The organism is Candidatus Pelagisphaera phototrophica (assembly GCF_014529625.1).
Taxonomy (GTDB): Bacteria; Verrucomicrobiota; Verrucomicrobiia; order Opitutales; family Opitutaceae; genus Pelagisphaera; species Pelagisphaera phototrophica.
On sequence record NZ_CP076039.1, the window covers coordinates 3,523,227 to 3,540,644 of the forward strand.

Genomic DNA, 17,418 nt, shown 5'->3' on the forward strand with positions numbered 1-17,418 from the left:
TCTAAACAACTCTTTCTTCCATAAAATACGCGAGACCTAGAACAGGTCCCGCGTTTAAAAATTAACGATGATCTTCAACTACGGAGCCATGTAGGGCAATCCAGCCACTAATTTCGCGACTTCCGGCTCCCCTTCCGTCAACTCGCCGATCATGTCCCACTTGCCCTCACTGAGGGCCTTGCGAGCCGATTCTCTTACCACAGCGGTCAGATTCTGGTCACCAAAACGAATACGTTCGTTCTCAACATCCAGAGTGATTTCCAGGGAAGGATCCGCCTCAATTGCAGCGGCCATCGTCCGAATGTCTTCTTTCGTCACGCAAAAACACGGAATGCCCAGAGTGGCGCAGTTGCCAAAAAAGATCTCTGCATAGCTCTCAGCGACAAGGCCTCGGAAACCGTAACGGTAGAGAGCCTGGGGCGCGTGCTCACGGGAGCTACCGCAACCAAAATTCTCGCCTGAAAGCAGTATAGTCGAGTCGCTGAATCGACTATCGTTTAGCGGGTGATCCTTGTCACTTCCGTCTTCGTTCTTACGCACGTCGTAGAAGAGGTACTCGCCGAGTCCGTCAAATGTAACGCACTTCATGAAACGAGCCGGGATAATTCGGTCCGTGTCGATTTCATTTCCAGCGACATAGACGCCTTTGCCGCTTACTTGTGTGATTTTTTCTAATGCCATCTTATCTTAGTTTTTCCCAATTTAAGCGTTCGCCAGTTCACCGACCCCGAACACCTCGCGAGCATCGGCAATCTCTCCTTTAATCGCAGCTGCGGCTACCATTACCGGACTCATCAATACCGTTCGACCAGTCGGGCTACCTTGGCGCCCCTTGAAATTCCGATTGCTCGAGCTAGCGCTCAACTGGTCACCGATAAGCTTGTCCGGATTCATCGCCAAACACATCGAGCAACCCGCCCCGCGCCATTCGAAACCGGCATTTTCAAACACTGTGTGCAAGCCCTTCTCGCGGCATATTAAGTCCACCACTTGCGAACCGGGTACCGCAATCGCCTTAACGCCCTCGGCCACTTTTTGACCGTCCAAGTATTTCGCCACTTCTTCAAAGTCCGACAGACGCCCATTGGTACAAGAACCTATGAAACAAATATCCACTTTCGTACCATTGATAGGCGCGCCAGCAGGCAACTTCATATACTCTAGGGCTTCCGCAACGAGAGCCTTGTCCTTTTCCGCAGACCCTTCTACGGTAGGTACACTCTCTACTACTGAAATCGCCTGCTCGGGATTGATGCCCCATGTGACGGTTGGAGCAATGTCCGCCGCATCGAATTCCACGACGTCGTCGTATTCACAATCCGGATCGCTCGCAAAAGACCTCCAACGCTCCACCGCAGCATCCCATTCGTCGCCCGACGGCGAATAGGGGCGGCCTTTCAAGTACTCGAACGTTTTCTCGTCCGGATTGACGTATCCTGCACGGGCGCCACCTTCAATAGACATGTTGCAAACCGTCATGCGCTCCTCCATGGAAAAGTTGTCGAATGCCGATCCACCATATTCGTACGCAAAGCCGGTTCCCCCTTTTACTCCTAGCTTTCGGATGATGTGCAAGATGACGTCTTTGGCATAAACGCCGGGGTGTAGCTCACCGTTCACATTGATTCGACGAACCTTGAGTTTAGCTAACGCCATTGTCTGGGTGGCGAGCAAGTCACGAATCTGGGTAGTTCCAATTCCGAAGGCGATCGCCCCAAACGCTCCGTGCGTCGAGGTGTGAGAATCGCCACAAGCAATCGTGGTTCCGGGCTGCGTTATGCCTTGCTCGGGTCCCACCACGTGCACGATCCCTTGCTTTCCGCTCGGCAGGTCAAAGAAAGTCACTCCGTTTTCCTCGCAATTGCGGCGCAACTCCCGGATCATCGCATCGGCCAGCGGATCCGCGAATGGCTCCTGGCGTTGGTCGGTCGGTACGATATGGTCTACCGTAGCGAACGTACGATGCGGATAAGCGACTTTCAAATTGAGATCGCGCAACATGCCAAAGGCCTGCGGACTCGTAACCTCATGGATGAGATGAGTTCCGATAAGCAATTGCGTTTGACCGTTCGACAGCGTTTTGACCGCATGCGCGTCCCATACTTTTTCGAATAATGACTGGCTCATTTTTTAAAACTAAAGATTGATTTTCCTAAACGATCCACCCTGTCGCACTTTCAGGCAAGTTAGATTCTCAGTTCTCCGACATCGACGAACTAGGGCTGCACAGGCTCGGAATTGAGCTCTTTTCGATAGGAACGAGGCGTAACGCCAAGCCTCTTTTTAAACTGCCGATTGAATGCGCTTACGTTTCTAAAACCACTTTCGCTGGCTATTTTAGAAACGGGCATGTGCCGACGCGCCCCTAACAGTGTTGCTGCGTGCCGCACTCGAATCACCGCCAAATAGTCCGCCAGTTTCTGCCCGCTTGCCCTTCGGAAGAACCTTGAAAACGAGTTCGGCTCCATCCCCACCAGCTGGGCGAGAGCGTTTCGTTCAACCCTTGAACTAAAATGATCCTCTAGATAGTGATAAACTCGTTTTAATCGGGCCCGATCCTTAGCACTTCTACCAGCTAGCTTCTCTTCTTCAAAGACTTGCCAGCCATCCACATTTGAAAGAAGGTCGAGCAAGGCGTGGGTTCGAGCGATCCGGAGCATTCCCTTCGCGCCTAGTATTGTCTTCAATCGCGCTTCGATGCGCTGATAAGCTTGAAGGCGAACATGACCCCCTTGACCTATCCTCTTCAGATAGGCTCGCACACCCGCCGCCTCTTCGAGTTCTAGAAAGTCAGTGGAAAGCGCTTGGATCGGAATCTGAATGACAAGACCCGAAATAGGAACCGATTGCCCTCCCCTGGTTTCCGCTTTCCAAAACCTCAACGTACCAGCCCTTACATAGACGATCGTTCCTGGTCCAAAGGTGGCCTCTGAAGAGCCAATTTGAAAATTTCCGCTTCCTCGAGTGATAAGAACCAGTTCATCACGATCATTTGCGTGCAAGGTGTCTGCAAAAACCTGTCTATCAACGTTGTAAATCAATATCGACGCTTTCTTAACATTCAAATCAGGCCGCGTATTGAAAATCATTACAGAAAACTATTAATTTATAACCCCTAGGCCTAAACCTATACTTTTAGGTTATAATTTTATTATAATAACAGATTTCCATCCGACAACGACCAAAAAAGCGAGTACCCTCAAAGAGGTACCCGCCAAATTCATTTAATCTGCTATGGCTCGATTTTACGAGACGACTGCCCCATTAGCGGCTTCTCGAGCAGCTTCTCCTAGAGGCGTGCTGATGTAACGCTCGCTGCTACTTGCGGCAACCGTTACAATTCGCTTCCCGGCCATTTCGGGTCTCTTCGCTAATTCTATTGCCGCCCAAATCGTCGCCCCTGAAGAAATGCCAACGCTGAGCCCGTCCTTCAATGCTGCGGCCCTAGCGGTGGCAAACGCATCATCGTTCTCTACTTTAATGACATCGTCTATTATACCCGTATTGCAATTTCTGGGGATAAAGCCCGCGCCGATTCCCTGAATTTTGTGCGGCCCTGGATTGCCGCCCGAGATGACAGGGCTATTTACCGGCTCGACCGCAACCGCCATCATGCTACGCCGACTTTTGATTACCTCTGAAACTCCGGTGATAGTCCCTCCTGTTCCAACCCCCGAAACAAATGCGTCTATCTCCCCGGCTGTAGCGTCCCAAATTTCCTCAGCGGTTGTGCGACGGTGGATCTCTGGGTTAGCCAGGTTCTCGAACTGCTGGGGCATAAACGCCTTATCTCCAATTTCCGCTACTAGCTCTTGGGCTCGAGCGATGGCTCCCAGCATTCCTTTGGGCCCCTGAGTCAAAACGAGTTCAGCGCCTAACATATTTAGCAGAATGCGACGTTCCATCGACATCGTCTCTGGCATGGTGAGGATGAGTCGATAGCCTTTAGCGGCAGCAATGAACGCCAGGGCGATCCCTGTATTCCCCGAAGTGGGCTCGATAATCACTCCATCTTGGGTGAGTTTTCCCGCCTTTTCGGCCGCTTCGATCATGGCGTTTCCGATTCGGTCCTTAACGCTTGAGAGTGGGTTGAAATATTCGCATTTAACGTAAATCTCCGCATCCAGACCTTCCGCTAACGCGTTCAGTTTTATCAAGGGCGTGTTACCTATCGCCGCCGTTACATTCGGGTACATCTTTGCCATGTTCCCTCCATTTATCTGCTTCTTGCCTACGTAAGTCAATCTTCTAGAGCTAGAATTTCCAACCCAAACCGAGGTCATCTGCACAACTGTTTCGAGGTTTCAACTGCGTCCTAAAACCAGTTTTAGCGCGTCATCAAGTTTGGGATACAAATACCGATATCCTGCTTCGAGCAGACCTTTCGGCTCCGCACGGCAACTGGACAGGAGCCCTTCTTCGGCAAACTCGCCAATCGCAGCCTTAAGCAATGGAGCAGGGACGCTAAAAAAGGCTGGCCTTCGCAACACTGACGCCAGTGTCTTGCCGAAGGACTTGTTCCGCTCAGGATTCGGGGACACCAAATTATACGCACCCGATTCACCTTTCAGCATCAGATGATGTACGGCCGCAATCCAATCTTCCAAAGCGATCCAAGACATCCATTGATCTCCTGAACCAAAAGACCCTCCTAACCCAAGCTTAAAAGGAGGAAGCATTTTCCGTAACGCCCCATCTCCGGCATCCAAAACAATTCCAGTCCTAAGACCGATCACACGATCGACAAACTCGCTGCCCAAACTGGCCTCCGCCTCCCAGTCCTTACACACTTCTGCTAGGAAACCGTTGCCCGAGCCATCGGCTTCATTGACCAGCCGGTCTCCGCAATCACCGTAGTACCCAACGGCCGAACCGGAAATGAAAACCTTTGCAGGTCGATCCATTTTCTTCATCGCACCCACCAGCAATTTCGTGGAATTAATCCGGCTGGCACGAATCTGTTTCTTGAGGGCATCGTTCCATCTGCCCGCTCCGAGGTTTTCGCCCGCTAGATGTATGATGGCATCAAAACCGTTCAATCGGTTTACATCAATGCTCCCATTTTCGGGATCCCAACCGAAATCACCCTGGCGAGGGTTTCTTGACAACACGGATACTGAATGGCCCTGGCCTTTAAGAAAGTTTGCTAACCGACTCCCAATGAACCCATACCCACCCGAAATGAGGACATTGAATTTTGGATAGCTGCGATACGCATTCCATGCCGCTAGATCATTTCTGGTAACGTCATGCCGATAACGAAAGACTCGCTCCAGGTCCGATGCTACAAACCGCCCTCCAAACAACGCTCCCAGTTTCCCAGCGGGCAATGAATAGTCGATTGAGTCAGTCAGGCGACATTGATGGGAATCGACTTCCGAAAACTCATGCCGGTGTATCCATTTTTCAAAGGGTCCCTTCAATTGGGAATCAACAAAGAAAGAGTCCTCAAGCCCATCTGTAATCTGAGCGATCCAATCGGTAGAGATGCCCAAACGCTTCAAGCGAATATGAATATTGGCCCCTTTCTCAATTCCTCCTCTTCGGGATAAAATGTCCATTGACTGCCACGGAGGAATCAGCCGTTCGAAGGCTCCTTCACGCCCATGCCATCGGTACAGCTCTTCCGCCGTGCAAGGAATTGCGGTTATCTTCTGGTATTGGGCCATCACCTTTCCTTTCCCATGAACCGAGCCAATGCCGAATTTATAGAGATTCCGAATACAAGTTCTCGTATTCCTTCACCACATTCGTCCAGGAAAAGTCCTTCAACATACCATTCCGTCTAATTTTTTCCATGGTGTCATTTGAAGAGAAGAGCTCAAGTGAGTAATTCAGAGCTTTGTCAAATTCTTTCAATTCAGGCTGAAAGAGCAGTCCCGTTCCCGTTTCTTCATTCTCGCGAATATCCACCACCGTATCGTGCAACCCGCCTACATCCGAAGCCAAAGGCGGCGTTCCATACCGCTGACTGTACATCTGATTGAGTCCGCAGGGTTCGAAAATCGATGGCATTAGATAGAAATCAGAGCCCGCCTCGACTAGATGGGACAATCCCTCGTCAAGAACCATACAAACTCCAATTATTTTCGGATGCGACTTGGCCCACCGTTTCAAAGCCCGCTCATAAAAAGGATCCCCCATTCCGAGCACCACGAGTCGACAATCATTTTCGACAAAGAAGCTCATCTGCTTTAGGATGAAGTCCAAGCCCTTTTGCTCGGTTAACCGACAGACAATTCCGTAAACCGGTTTTTCCGTATCTGACAGTCCAACTGTATCCAGCAGCTTTTTACGGCATACTTTCTTCCCAGCGAGATTCTTCGACGAATAATTGGTCGGCAGGAACGCATCCGTCTCTGGATTCCACACATCGTAATCAATTCCATTTTTGATTCCCACGAGGTCCTCCTCACGCACTGTTAAGGCCCCCTCCATTCCGCTTCCGAAATCTGATGTTAGTATCTCTTTAGCGTAGTTTGGACTTACGGTCAGAATCTTGTCAGCGAAAAAGATACCTCCCTTAATCATGCTGATCTGTTCGTAAAACTCAATTCCGTCTAACTCGTTGAATTCATCAGGAAGATTTGTAAATCGAAACGAGCCACTGGGAAACAAGCCCTGAAACGCAAGGTTGTGAATCGAAAAGAACGTCTTAAGCGCGAGTGAAATACCATGCTCCTGCTCCACTGTTCGTAGAAAGAGGGGCGCCAAGCCTGTTTGCCAATCGTGGCAGTGAAATATATCCGCCTTAAGCTCAAGGACATGCATCGCTTCTACAATTGCCTTGCAAAACCAAATGAAGCGCCTATCGTTATCGCTATAGTCGCGGTTCGCACTTCCGTAAGGATTTGAGCGATCGAAGAACTCGTCACAACGAATGATATACAATGTCTGGCGTTTTCCAATTGGCACCGCGTACACTTCTCCTCTGAGAAATTCGTCACCCAGCTCAACCTGAAGAACCACCTTGAGCTTGGCTTTCGAAAACACCGGGGACTCTAGGATCTTTCGATATCCTGGAATAAAAAAAGAGATGTCGTGACCGAAACGAGACAGAGACTTGCAAAGAGCACCCGTAACGTCAGCCAGTCCTCCCGTCTTTAGATAGGGAAACATCTCGCTTGCCGCATGAACAATTTTCATCTTTCGAGAATTTTTAAATGAAGTACGGGCGAATCCAATCTAATTCTAAACCCAATAAATGAAACTGAGAGAACAAATAATAGCGCTGTTACAAGCGGAGGACTACATTCCTCAAAGCAAAAACGAAATTTCCCAAGCCCTAGGCCTCGCAAAGAAAGATCGACGCAAGTTAGACTTCGAACTTCGAGGCCTTCTTGGCCAAGGAGACATCTTAATTATCAAGGGCGACCGCTACTGTATTCCCAGCGATGCCAATCTGCTAACGGGCTCGATTCGATTTCGCCAGAAAGGGAACGCCTTTGTCCTTCCTGACAAGATTAAGAGCGGAAATCCAATCGATCCGATTGAGGTCGACGCTACGGATACAGGCGTCTCCATGCATGGGGATCGTGTGGTAATTCGGATATACGACCAGCATACACCACCCAAAATCAAGGGCCGCCGGAAACAGAAGCCTGCGCTGTATCCCGACAGGCTGAGAGGCCGTGTCATTCGTATCCAAGAACGGGCGAGAGATACGATCGTAGGAAATCTGCAAAAGACGCGCTTTTTCTACTACGTCGTTCCAGATGATCCTCGACTCTTCCACGATATCTATGTTCCCGATCCTAAAAATTCAAAGATTAAGCCTAAACCCAAAGTGGGTAGCAAGGTCGTGGTTAAACTTCATGAATGGAAACAAAGACACGTAAACCCGGAAGGTGAAATCATCCTTAATCTCGGCGGAACTCATGAGCCACAGGCCGAACTCATGTCGATCCTCCACAAATACGATCTCAATCCAGATTTCCCTCAAAGCGTCATGAATGAGGCCAAGGCCATACCCCAAACGGTTGGCAAAAGCCAATTGAAAGGGCGGGAGGATCTGAGGGACGTATTCACTTTCACGATCGACCCCGATGACGCCAAGGACTTCGACGATGCTCTGTCGCTAGAGACCGTTTCAGGCAGCCTGCTCCGTATCGGAATCCACATCGCGGACGTGGGCGCTTACGTACAGCCAAACTCGCAATTGGATAAAGAGGCGCACAAAAGAGGAAACTCCACTTATCTAGTGGGGACGGTTATACCCATGCTCCCGCACGCGCTTTCCAATGGGGTTTGCAGTTTAAAAGAAGATGTCGACCGCCTAACAAAATCTGTCTTTCTAACCTTCACTAAAGGAGGAAAGCTCAAGAGTACCGAATTTTCCAATACTGTAATCAGAAGCAACAAAAGACTAACCTACAAACAAGCCTACACTCTCTTGTTCAATGATGATCTCACAGTAGCCCGGAATCTAAAGCTCCCACCCACCCATCAGACGGGATCAACGGGAAGAGCTCTTTCGGAACTGAAACAATCTGAGCTTGCTCAACTTCAGAGCTCGATTCGATCGCTCTGGAATGTCGCATCCAAAATGCGTTATGAGAGAATGCGAGCGGGCAGCCTTGATCTCGATATGAGCGAAACTAAAATCTTCGTCGACAAAGACGGATTTGCAGACCGGCTAGAGAAGGTTGTCAACGACGAGAGCCACCAACTCATTGAAGAGTTCATGCTTGCGGCTAACGAAGCGGTAGCGAAAGCCATGCGCGATGCGAACCTGCCCTGTCTCTATCGAACGCACGACGATCCTGACGAAGAAAGGCTAAATGAGCTTCGCGAATATCTCGCAACCTTTGGTGTAACAGTGGCCGATCTAAATGTACGTTCGGAAGTAGTGAAGCTAATCCAAATCCTGGATAATCACCCTCAAGGGCATATACTGAAAACCCAGCTTCTTAGGTCCTTGAAGAAAGCTTGCTATCGCTCGACTCCAGACGGGCACTATGGACTTAACAAAAAGGACTATTGCCACTTCACCTCCCCTATTCGCCGCTATTCAGATCTAGTGGTACACCGAGTCTTCAACTACTTTCTAGTGAAAGTAAAAGGCCATGAATCCTTGGCAGGAGCTCTACCCCAAACGAATATAGCTCGAGCCAACGCCCTCGCTGAACACTTGAGTCTAACTGAAGTAAACAGCACCGAAGCGGAACGGGAATCCGTGAAGGTCAAGCTGCTGGAGTTCTTTGAACAAGAAATCGAAAAACCGAAAAAATCCCAATTCACCGCAGTTATCACTGAGGTTAGAAATCACGGGATGTTCATCGAACTTGTAGAGTCCAACGCTTTCGGTATGGTCCATATCTCCACGCTAAAAGACGATTTATACCGGGTGGACAATAGCGGCACGGCTATCATCGGGAGAAGGACCCGGAAAAAATACCGGGTCGGACAAAAAGTGAACGTGCTCGTGCATCGAGTAGACCGATTTAAGCGGCAGGTTGACTTCCGAGTTTCCGGCTGACCCATTTCGCCGCGATGTCATCTCTGAGCGACCTATTGAAACGAGACCTTGCTCCAATGACAGTTTTCTCGCGGCGTTCTTAGATGATTCGAACTCGCAATCAAAAAGGACCCTCGACAGTTTTTCTGCGCATGCAGCACTATAACTATCAGGATACGTTCAAACAGCTATTCGAAACGGCGGTTTCCCAATTCGAGAGAGGCAATAGGGATAAAGACTCCTACTTCTCCAATGACGAACAGTCACAAATCGTAGCGAATGGCTGGCGAATTCAAGATTTTTTCGACTACGCTGAAGACCTCAACCAATGGGGAGAGCCTACCTATGAGATCGCTCAGTCGATCGAGCAAGTTCGTCGAGAGTACTTCCTGCACAAGCTGGATGGAAAATCCTCATCGAACCAAGTCTCTGTATCTGAACTTCCCGCAAAGTCTGATTCGCTCGGAGGTATCACTTGGCTACCTAGGATCCTACCCAAAGCCCGCGGCAAGCTCCTAGGCGAGCTGCCAGACGAGATCATGTACTGCTGTGGCGGCGACAGACACTTTCTGGAAACGCACGACATCCATCCATCCGAATTTTTGCGCGTTGTTTGGGCAAACTGGGACAACGACCACGGCGTCCTCGAATTCGTCAAGTCCCGCAGCTCCGCAATCTAGGCGAGTGCTCGCGTAGTCGCCCCTATAAGACAGCCGCCGCAGAGCTAGCCCTCAGACGGCCGAAAATCAAATAGGATACCTCCTTTACAGTGAGACTAACCGGCATACAGCTACTCTATTTCGACGGCCATGTACCGGTAGAATCCTTCGATGTAAACGAAGAGAGCGACTTTCGTTCCAGACTCGAGGAGCTTTTTCGCGTCCCTCACGGTATACACCGCTTCCCCTTTAATCTTCTCGATCACCATACCAGCGACTAGTTGGCGGGCGTAGGGGCTTTCGGGCGAAACGCTTGTAACGACGAGTCCGCTCTCAACTTCATCGCCAATCTGGTACTTCTGTTTCAGTTCATCGCTTAACGGCGCGGCCTCTATACCTTCCAGCAGTTCCCGGTCTCGAGATCCACCAACGGAGGCTTGTCCTTGTGGCTTCCTTTCACCGAGCACCACATCCGTCTTAAAGTATTTTTCATCTCTATATAGCGTAAGCTCTACCGAAGACCCTGGAGATTTGGCAGCAATCTTCAGGCGCAAATCACTCGCAGACTGTACTTCGTCCTCAATAATCTTCACAACGACGTCGCCCACTTGCAAACCAGCCTCGTCGGCTGGAGATCCTGGGATCACATGGTTCACCAAGGCTCCTTTTGTGTCCGAAAGCCCCATCGCTTCAACCAAATCACTATCTAACGGCTGGATACCAACCCCCAAAAACCCGCGAGACACGGAACCCTCCTCAACCAGGCTAACCATCACATTGTGGGACAAAACCGTTGGAATCGCAAATCCGATCCCTATGTTTCCGCTGCTTCTTCCATCCGTTAGGATTAGCGTATTAATTCCGATTAGCCTCCCTTCAGCATCAACCAATGCTCCACCGGAGTTTCCCTGGTTGATCGACGCATCCGTTTGTATAAAATTCTCGAATCCATCCTCGATCATACCCAATCCGTCCCGACCTTTGGCAGACACGATACCCATAGTCACTGTTTGGCCGACTCCAAGTGGGTTGCCGATCGCGAAAACTACGTCCCCCACTTCTATCTGATCGCTATCCGCCAGTACTGCAAAAGGGAGTTCCTCTTTACTCTCCACTTTGAGTACAGCGACGTCTGTTTGCGGATCGGTCCCCACGACTTTCGCCTCAAGCACTCGACCACCCTGCAGGCTGACCGTAACCTCACTCGCATCCTCTACTACATGATTGTTTGTAAGGATGTATCCATCATTTGAAACAATGACACCGGACCCCTGCCCTTGAACTTCCCTTTGCCTCGGCATCTGGCCTTCCCCGAAGAATCTCCAGAAGGGATCGTTTTGCAATTGGCTGCTTGTGTCCATCACGCGAGTCGATGAAATATTAACAACGGCAGGACGCGCTTTCGACAAGGATTCCGAATAGCTCACAACAGCACTCGTTGAGCTTCGATCGAGTGGCTCACGATTGATCTTCACCTTATCGGCAATCGAGTCCTCTCCAAATAAGGTTGAGACAAGTGAAACGGCAATAGCGGTCATAGTCGCCAAGCGAATACTTTCCATATTCTTAGATCTTATTTCCATAATTTCTGACTTTGACACTTAACCGTGCCAATGGTTTCCGAGCATACAACGAATAATCTATGAGGATAATTGCCCCAATTGTGATTCCAAGCGCTGAACCCGCTTGAAAAGCTCCGGCAACTTGCGCTGCACCACGGTAATACGCTGATATGCGTTCAGCGGAATAGCAGGTGTGCCTCCAGATACACTGTTTTGGGGAAGATCCGAGAAGGCTGCCGCGCAACCGGCAAGTTTGGATCCTTGCCCAATCGTTAGGTGGCCCGAGGCTCCCGCACGACCCCCAAAGACGACAAAGTCTTCAATCGTCGTACTGCCGGCGATACCAACCTGGGCGCAAAGAATACAGTGCTTCCCGATGCTAACGTTGTGCCCGACCTGCACATGATTGTCGATTTTGGTACCTTGCCCCACAAAAGTAGCCCCCAACCTACCACGATCGATCGACGAATTGGCCCCAATTTCTACATCAGAATCCAATTCTACCCAGCCCAGGTGAGGGATTTTCTCGTGCTGTTGACCATTGAATTCATAGCCAAACCCATCCGCGCCTAGAACCACCCCTGCATGTAAACGAACACGGTCTCCAATTTTAGTGTCCCGCAGAATACTGACATTTGAGGAAATCCAGCAATCTGCTCCAATACTTGCGCCATCGTCTATCACGGTACCCGCATGTATCTGCGTGTTCGGGCCGACTTTGACACCGCCACCGACCACACAGAAGGGTCCTAGGTAGGCGGTCTCGTCGACTTCGGCTGTGGAATCAACGATCGAAGAGGCGTGTAGGCCGCCTGGCTTGCGAGGCCAGAGGGATTGGGCGATCGACTCACAAGCCCGAGCTAGAGCTAAATTCGGGTGCTTAACTTTGAGGAAAAGCTGGTTCTGCTGCGGACTTAGCTGACAATCTTCTGGCACAAAAACAACACTCGCTTTCGTTTTCTCCAAATCCGGCACGTACTTCGCCAGACTCAAAAAAGAGAGGTCCCCATCTATTGCTTCTTTGAGAGTCGCAACGCCATGGACACATTGCCCATCGAAAGCGCCCGCTTCCTCAACTGATTCCGCGCTGGCTCTAATTTCATCGATGCTTAGCTCAAATCGCATTTGGTTTGATTGGGATAATTGTGGAAGAACCGTTTTCCAATGCCCATTTGGAAACGAAAAAACCCCGCCAATCAAGGCAGGGTTTTAAAAAATAAGGTCTCTTTGCCGCTATTCAGCTGCAGCCGCGGGTTCTTCTTCACTTTTGCTCGCGTTAATTCGCGTAACTACCTCAGCGGTGATATCCATCGAGTCATCGAACGTGTATACTGTAGGCATACCGTTTTGAGAGGCTCCGGACGTATCTAGAACGAGCGATGCGCTACGCTCTTTTGCCACTTCAGTCACCACTTCCATGATTTCCTTAGTGAACAGGCTCATCTGGGTGTTTTGACGCGCAGCGAGCTGTCGCTGGACGTTTTCTGCAAATTGGCGCAGTTCGTTTTGCTTTTGGGCAATTTCCTGGTATTTTACACGAGCATCCTCCTTCGCATCGTTACGAGCCTGCTCCGTGAGGATATCGCTTCCCGCTTGCTCCACCAGTTCTTGGTACTCTTGCTCGAGGGTCTTGCCTTCCTCGTTAATCGAAGCAACGCGTTCTTGCGCCTGCTCCTGAGTAGCTTGGATTTGCTCCAGAAATTCCTGTACCTTGTAGTACTGCTCGGCAGCGCCGTTCACGCTGATTGTGAGTATCACGGTCTCAGCCTGAGCCAACACCGAACCAAGGCCAGTCATTGCAAGCAAGGTTAGGGATGAGATAAAAGTTTTCATTGATTTCATAGGAAAAGTGTTCTTGGGACCCTACAAACTATAATCTTCCGCCAAATGTAAAGTTGAATTGAGCTCCATTGTCATTTCCACCGATATCCGGGGACCCTGAAGTCGTAATAGGAATCGCATAATCCAGGCGCAGAGGTGTTCCCATAACGGAAATTCGGATGCCAACCCCGAAATTGTCATTCCAGCCGCTATTGTTATATCCAAGGGTCACTCCCTGGCCTCCATACAAAGCGGTTGCCTGCTCTCGATCGAGGCTGAAGTCGCCCGCGGCCTTATTCACGAAACCGCCATCATAGAAAATCGCTCCATGGAAACCATCAGTGAACCCGATCGTGTACTCTGCACTGAACAGGCCATAGGTCTTTCCTCCCACCTCATAAGGCCTGCGCTCCAAAGGACTAGTACCTCTCAAATTGGGATCCAGCGGGATGAAGCCACTTTCCTTGGGAGAAACGTCGCGAAACTCGAAACCGCGCAAGGTGTTGGGCCCTCCAAGATAGAAACGCTCTTCGAAAGGCACGAACGTGCTGTCTCCCGACTCCTTGACCACGCCTGCTCGTAATAAGAACGCGATCGTTTGAGAGTGCCAGGTAGAAAGCGGCAAATGGAACAGATTGCGACTTTCGATCTTGTTATACTGGAATACGCCCCCTAATGGTCCGCCCGCAGTCGTTAAATCCAATTCGTAGCGGGATCCGCTAAACGTGTTGATAATCCGATCTCGGCGGTCGCGAAGTAGCAGTAAATTCACCTTGGATATTTCACCATTACTCTGATCAAACAATTCTCGCTGCGATTGATCGAGCTCTGAGCTGAAGCCTGAGTATCCGTAGGAAACAAGCGAGTAAGACAGTCGAGCCTCAATCAGCTCGATCAGACGCTTACGAATGTAAACATCAAATCCTGTCTGGCCTACTTCGTAAAGCCTCGAGTAACTATTGCTGGTATCGAAAAGGTTGAAGCCGAAAGCCAGTCGCCTCTCGAACAACCATGGCTCCTCAAATGCGAGCACGATCTGGGAAGAGAGAGAACCAATTTGAGCTCTCAAACGAAACTTCTGACCATCTCCCTGGAAGGCCCCCCGCCAGTTGAATATATCAAAATTCGACTGAGTCAGCTCCACAAAAAACGTCCCTTTTTCGAGAGAGCTAAAACCGGCTCCGAAAGAAAAGTTTCCGGTACGACCTTCGCGGAACGTGATCTTCAAGTCGCGGCGTCCTGGGATCTGATTTACCTGCGGGGTCACGTTGACGTCCTCAAAATACCGCGTATTCTCCAGACGCATTCGCGAGGCATCCATGCGTACACTGTCAAAGGTGCTTCCGGGTCCAAGAGCCAACTCGCGTATCACAACGGTGCTCTTAGTTTTGGTGTTTCCTTCGATTTCGATCGACTCTACCTGGTACTTTTCACTTTCGTAAATTTCGTACTCGATATCAATGTTGCCAGTAGTGACGTTGGGAACTCGAGTGAGACGAACGCGCGTCTCCATGTATCCAAATTGCCCATAAAAATCTTCTATACGCTCGAGGTCTTCATCCAGGCGTTCGGGCCGGTATCGGTCACCAGGTTTAACTCTCAGCATCAAACGAAGAATGTCGTCCTTGTAGAGCTCATTGCCTTCGAAATTGACGCTGCCAACCTTGTATTCCTTGCCTTCGTCGACCCCGATCACGATGACCATCCGCCGCTTCGAAGGATAAGAAAACTGTACCTGAGAAGGGTCGATATCGATATCCAGATGACCTTCCTCCATGTAGACGTCTTTCAGTTTTTCCAGATCGTCCTCAAACTGGTCAGCGTCAAACTTTCCTGACCCTGTGAAGAGAGAGAAAAATCCCCTCTTTTTGGTCTTTATATTCCGACGCAGCTTCCGAGATTTCACATTCTCGTTTCCAGTAAACTTAACTTTGCTGATCTTGTACTTTCCGCCTTCTCGAATCCTATAGATAACATTCCCGAATCCAGTCGCCGGGTTTCGGTCGATCTCGTATTCGACACGAGCTTGCGAATACCCGCGCTTCAAGTAATACTCCTTGAGAGTATGCCCACCCTCTTTCACGCGGCGCTCATTCAAAATGTTGTTCGCTTGAATTTCTAACTCATTTTCCAAACGGCGGTCCCGGATCTTCTCGTTTCCATCGAAACTGATTGAGGCGATGCGGAACTTAGGACGTATATCAAAAAACAGGTCGACCTCGTCATCTCCAATCGGCTGCAAACGCACTTCGATATGCTCGAAGAGTTGGGTACGATAAAGTGTTCGGATATCGCGATCGATCGCTATCTGGTCATAGAGCTCACCCTCTCGTAAAGACATATTTGCCCGGGCTACTTCTTCGTTCACATTGGACAAGCCAGTGAAATTAATGATGAGCTTCCGAATCGTCGGTGGTTCAACGTTCTCAGGAGACTCAACGACCTGTGCTTGGCCTGCTGAAAAGAGACTGGCCAATGCCAGAAGCGGAAGAAGAAGATATCTTGCGGAGCTATTCCGTGTGGTTTTCAAAGCGAGTGTATTCTTTTCGGAAGGTTAATTTAATTTCCCCAACCGGACCATTTCGTTGCTTGGCGATGATTAGGTCGGCTGTGTCGGCTGCTACCGAATGCTCGTCACCCGCGTCTTTAGGTCGAGCCAAAAGCAAGACCACATCAGCATCTTGCTCAATGGATCCCGATTCGCGGAGGTCTGAGAGTTTCGGTTGTCGTTTTTCTTTCTCGGAATCACGGTTTAGCTGACTTAGTACAATCACAGGAACGTTGAGTTCCTTGGCAAGGGTTTTTAATCCTCGAGAAATTTCAGAAATTTGCTGCTCGCGCTGAATTTTAGGGTCCGTTCCGGTGAGGAGCTGAAGATAGTCGATCACAATCAAACCCATATTATCGTTGCGAGCCCAGATGCGGCGGGCTTTCGCTCGCAACTGATTGATCGTCACATGCCCCGAATCGTCAATCCACAAACGGGCGTTCTTGAGCTCCTTTGCCGCTTGAGCTAACTCTTGTTGCTCCTCCTTATTCACGAAGCCTTCCCGCAATCGTTGCGAACTCACTTTCGCCCGACTGGTCAGCAAACGCATGGCAAGCTGCTCCGCGCTCATTTCCAAACTGAAGATGAGAACGCCGGCACTTTGCCTCCCGGGCTTCATCGGCAACGCAACCGCTTCAGCAATGTTCATCGCCAGGCTTGTCTTACCCATCGAAGGACGAGCGGCCAGAACCATCATTTCCTGGGAATGGAGCCCAAAGGTCATCTTATCAAGGTCGTCGAACCCGGACGACAGCCCCGCCAATTCACCGCGTCCCGCGATAAGCTTCTGAACCAGCTTCACGGCATCATCGACCGATTTCTTAATCGGCTGGGATGTATCGGCAACTCGGTCATCGCTGATCGCGAATATCTCCTTTTCGATATCGTCGATAAAGTTTTCCAAGCCCCCATCGAGTTGCGGTTCAAAGCAGCTCTTTACGGTTTTGGTAGCCGTGTAAATCAGCCGCCGCAAAAGGTATTTCTCTCGAACAATGTCGAGAAAGTAGGAAGCGTGAGCAGTCGTCTCAATTTGGGTGGCGAGTTCGGCCACATAAACAGGCCCACCGACCTCGTTCAACTGTCCGCGAGTATTGAGCTCTTCCGCCAGCACTTTGGCATCGAGTATCGACTTTGTTTCGAATACTTCGACGCAGGTATTGTAAATGGTCTGATGGGCCTGGCTGTAGAATGCCTCTCGAGGCAACTTCATCGAGAGACACCGAGAGATGACTTCCGCTGGATCTATCAGACAAGCTGCAAGCAAACCTTTTTCAGCGTCGATACTGTGAGGCAAAGTCCGCCCAGCCGTTACTAAATCGACGGGGGCGTTTGGCGTTTCGGTGCTCGAAGGCTTAAACGGCATGACCTGTT

13 protein-coding genes are annotated in these 17,418 nt (G+C 50.0%); 2 read left to right on the forward strand and 11 right to left on the reverse strand.

Going from position 1 to position 17,418, the window contains the following annotated elements:
• Positions 1-78: 78 nt before the first annotated feature.
• From leuD to glgA, 6 genes are all read right to left on the reverse strand, one after another.
• The gene (leuD, locus tag GA004_RS15165; RefSeq protein WP_283394724.1) at positions 79-681 is read right to left on the reverse strand and encodes a 3-isopropylmalate dehydratase small subunit; all 603 of its coding nucleotides are present in this window, start codon (positions 679-681) and stop codon (positions 79-81) included.
• 21 nt (positions 682-702) lie between these two features.
• A complete protein-coding gene (gene leuC / locus GA004_RS15170; protein WP_283394725.1) occupies positions 703-2,127 on the reverse strand; it encodes a 3-isopropylmalate dehydratase large subunit in 1,425 nt (474 codons plus the stop codon).
• A gap of 89 nt (positions 2,128-2,216) precedes the next feature.
• Positions 2,217-3,089, reverse strand: a complete 873-nt coding sequence (locus GA004_RS15175; RefSeq protein WP_283394726.1) for an AraC family transcriptional regulator — start codon at positions 3,087-3,089, stop codon at positions 2,217-2,219.
• A 156-nt stretch (positions 3,090-3,245) separates the two neighbouring features.
• Positions 3,246-4,205, reverse strand: a complete 960-nt coding sequence (gene cysK, locus GA004_RS15180) for a cysteine synthase A (protein WP_343218863.1) — start codon at positions 4,203-4,205, stop codon at positions 3,246-3,248.
• Positions 4,206-4,304: 99 nt separating this feature from the next.
• Complete coding sequence (locus GA004_RS15185; protein ID WP_283394728.1) at positions 4,305-5,669, reverse strand: TIGR01777 family oxidoreductase; 1,365 nt, start codon at positions 5,667-5,669, stop codon at positions 4,305-4,307.
• 37 nt (positions 5,670-5,706) lie between these two features.
• Positions 5,707-7,146 carry a glycogen synthase GlgA gene (gene glgA, locus GA004_RS15190; protein WP_283394729.1) on the reverse strand — a complete coding sequence of 480 codons (1,440 nt, stop codon included), beginning with the start codon at positions 7,144-7,146 and terminating at the stop codon, positions 5,707-5,709.
• A 58-nt stretch (positions 7,147-7,204) separates the two neighbouring features.
• Between glgA and GA004_RS15195 the strand changes: the two genes are divergently transcribed.
• Entirely contained in the window at positions 7,205-9,478 is a 2,274-nt protein-coding gene (locus GA004_RS15195) for a ribonuclease R family protein (RefSeq protein WP_283394730.1), read from the forward strand.
• Between the two features lie 131 nt (positions 9,479-9,609).
• Entirely contained in the window at positions 9,610-10,137 is a 528-nt protein-coding gene (locus GA004_RS15200; RefSeq protein WP_283394731.1) for a DUF5069 domain-containing protein, read from the forward strand.
• Between the two features lie 110 nt (positions 10,138-10,247).
• Here the strand turns inward: GA004_RS15200 and GA004_RS15205 are convergent, their stop codons facing one another.
• The 5 genes from GA004_RS15205 to dnaB all read right to left on the reverse strand — a co-directional run bounded on the left by GA004_RS15205 (position 10,248) and on the right by dnaB (position 17,410).
• The gene (locus tag GA004_RS15205) at positions 10,248-11,678 is read right to left on the reverse strand and encodes a Do family serine endopeptidase (protein WP_283394732.1); all 1,431 of its coding nucleotides are present in this window, start codon (positions 11,676-11,678) and stop codon (positions 10,248-10,250) included.
• Between the two features lie 78 nt (positions 11,679-11,756).
• Positions 11,757-12,803, reverse strand: coding sequence for a UDP-3-O-(3-hydroxymyristoyl)glucosamine N-acyltransferase (gene lpxD, locus GA004_RS15210; protein ID WP_283394733.1), 1,047 nt, complete (start codon positions 12,801-12,803; stop codon positions 11,757-11,759).
• Between the two features lie 108 nt (positions 12,804-12,911).
• A complete protein-coding gene (locus GA004_RS15215) occupies positions 12,912-13,511 on the reverse strand; it encodes an OmpH/Skp family outer membrane protein (RefSeq protein ID WP_283394734.1) in 600 nt (199 codons plus the stop codon).
• 37 nt (positions 13,512-13,548) lie between these two features.
• Entirely contained in the window at positions 13,549-16,029 is a 2,481-nt protein-coding gene (gene bamA, locus GA004_RS15220; RefSeq protein WP_283394735.1) for an outer membrane protein assembly factor BamA, read from the reverse strand.
• Positions 16,010-17,410, reverse strand: coding sequence for a replicative DNA helicase (gene dnaB, locus GA004_RS15225; protein ID WP_283394736.1), 1,401 nt, complete (start codon positions 17,408-17,410; stop codon positions 16,010-16,012). The genes bamA and dnaB overlap by 20 nt, the downstream gene beginning before the upstream one ends.
• Between the last annotated feature and the right edge of the window lie 8 nt (positions 17,411-17,418).

Excerpts from the sequence above, each read along its gene's own strand:
- leuD (WP_283394724.1), bottom strand. The coding sequence starts at position 681 with ATGGCATTAGAAAAAATCACACAAGTAAGCGGCAAAGGCGTCTATGTC.
- leuC (WP_283394725.1), bottom strand. The coding sequence starts at position 2,127 with ATGAGCCAGTCATTATTCGAAAAAGTATGGGACGCGCATGCGGTCAAA.
- GA004_RS15175 (WP_283394726.1), bottom strand. The coding sequence starts at position 3,089 with ATGATTTTCAATACGCGGCCTGATTTGAATGTTAAGAAAGCGTCGATA.
- cysK (WP_343218863.1), bottom strand. The coding sequence starts at position 4,205 with ATGGCAAAGATGTACCCGAATGTAACGGCGGCGATAGGTAACACGCCC.
- GA004_RS15185 (WP_283394728.1), bottom strand. The coding sequence starts at position 5,669 with ATGGCCCAATACCAGAAGATAACCGCAATTCCTTGCACGGCGGAAGAG.
- glgA (WP_283394729.1), bottom strand. The coding sequence starts at position 7,146 with ATGAAAATTGTTCATGCGGCAAGCGAGATGTTTCCCTATCTAAAGACG.
- GA004_RS15195 (WP_283394730.1), top strand. The coding sequence starts at position 7,205 with ATGAAACTGAGAGAACAAATAATAGCGCTGTTACAAGCGGAGGACTAC.
- GA004_RS15200 (WP_283394731.1), top strand. The coding sequence starts at position 9,610 with ATGCAGCACTATAACTATCAGGATACGTTCAAACAGCTATTCGAAACG.
- GA004_RS15205 (WP_283394732.1), bottom strand. The coding sequence starts at position 11,678 with ATGGAAAGTATTCGCTTGGCGACTATGACCGCTATTGCCGTTTCACTT.
- lpxD (WP_283394733.1), bottom strand. The coding sequence starts at position 12,803 with ATGCGATTTGAGCTAAGCATCGATGAAATTAGAGCCAGCGCGGAATCA.
- GA004_RS15215 (WP_283394734.1), bottom strand. The coding sequence starts at position 13,511 with ATGAAAACTTTTATCTCATCCCTAACCTTGCTTGCAATGACTGGCCTT.
- dnaB (WP_283394736.1), bottom strand. The coding sequence starts at position 17,410 with ATGCCGTTTAAGCCTTCGAGCACCGAAACGCCAAACGCCCCCGTCGAT.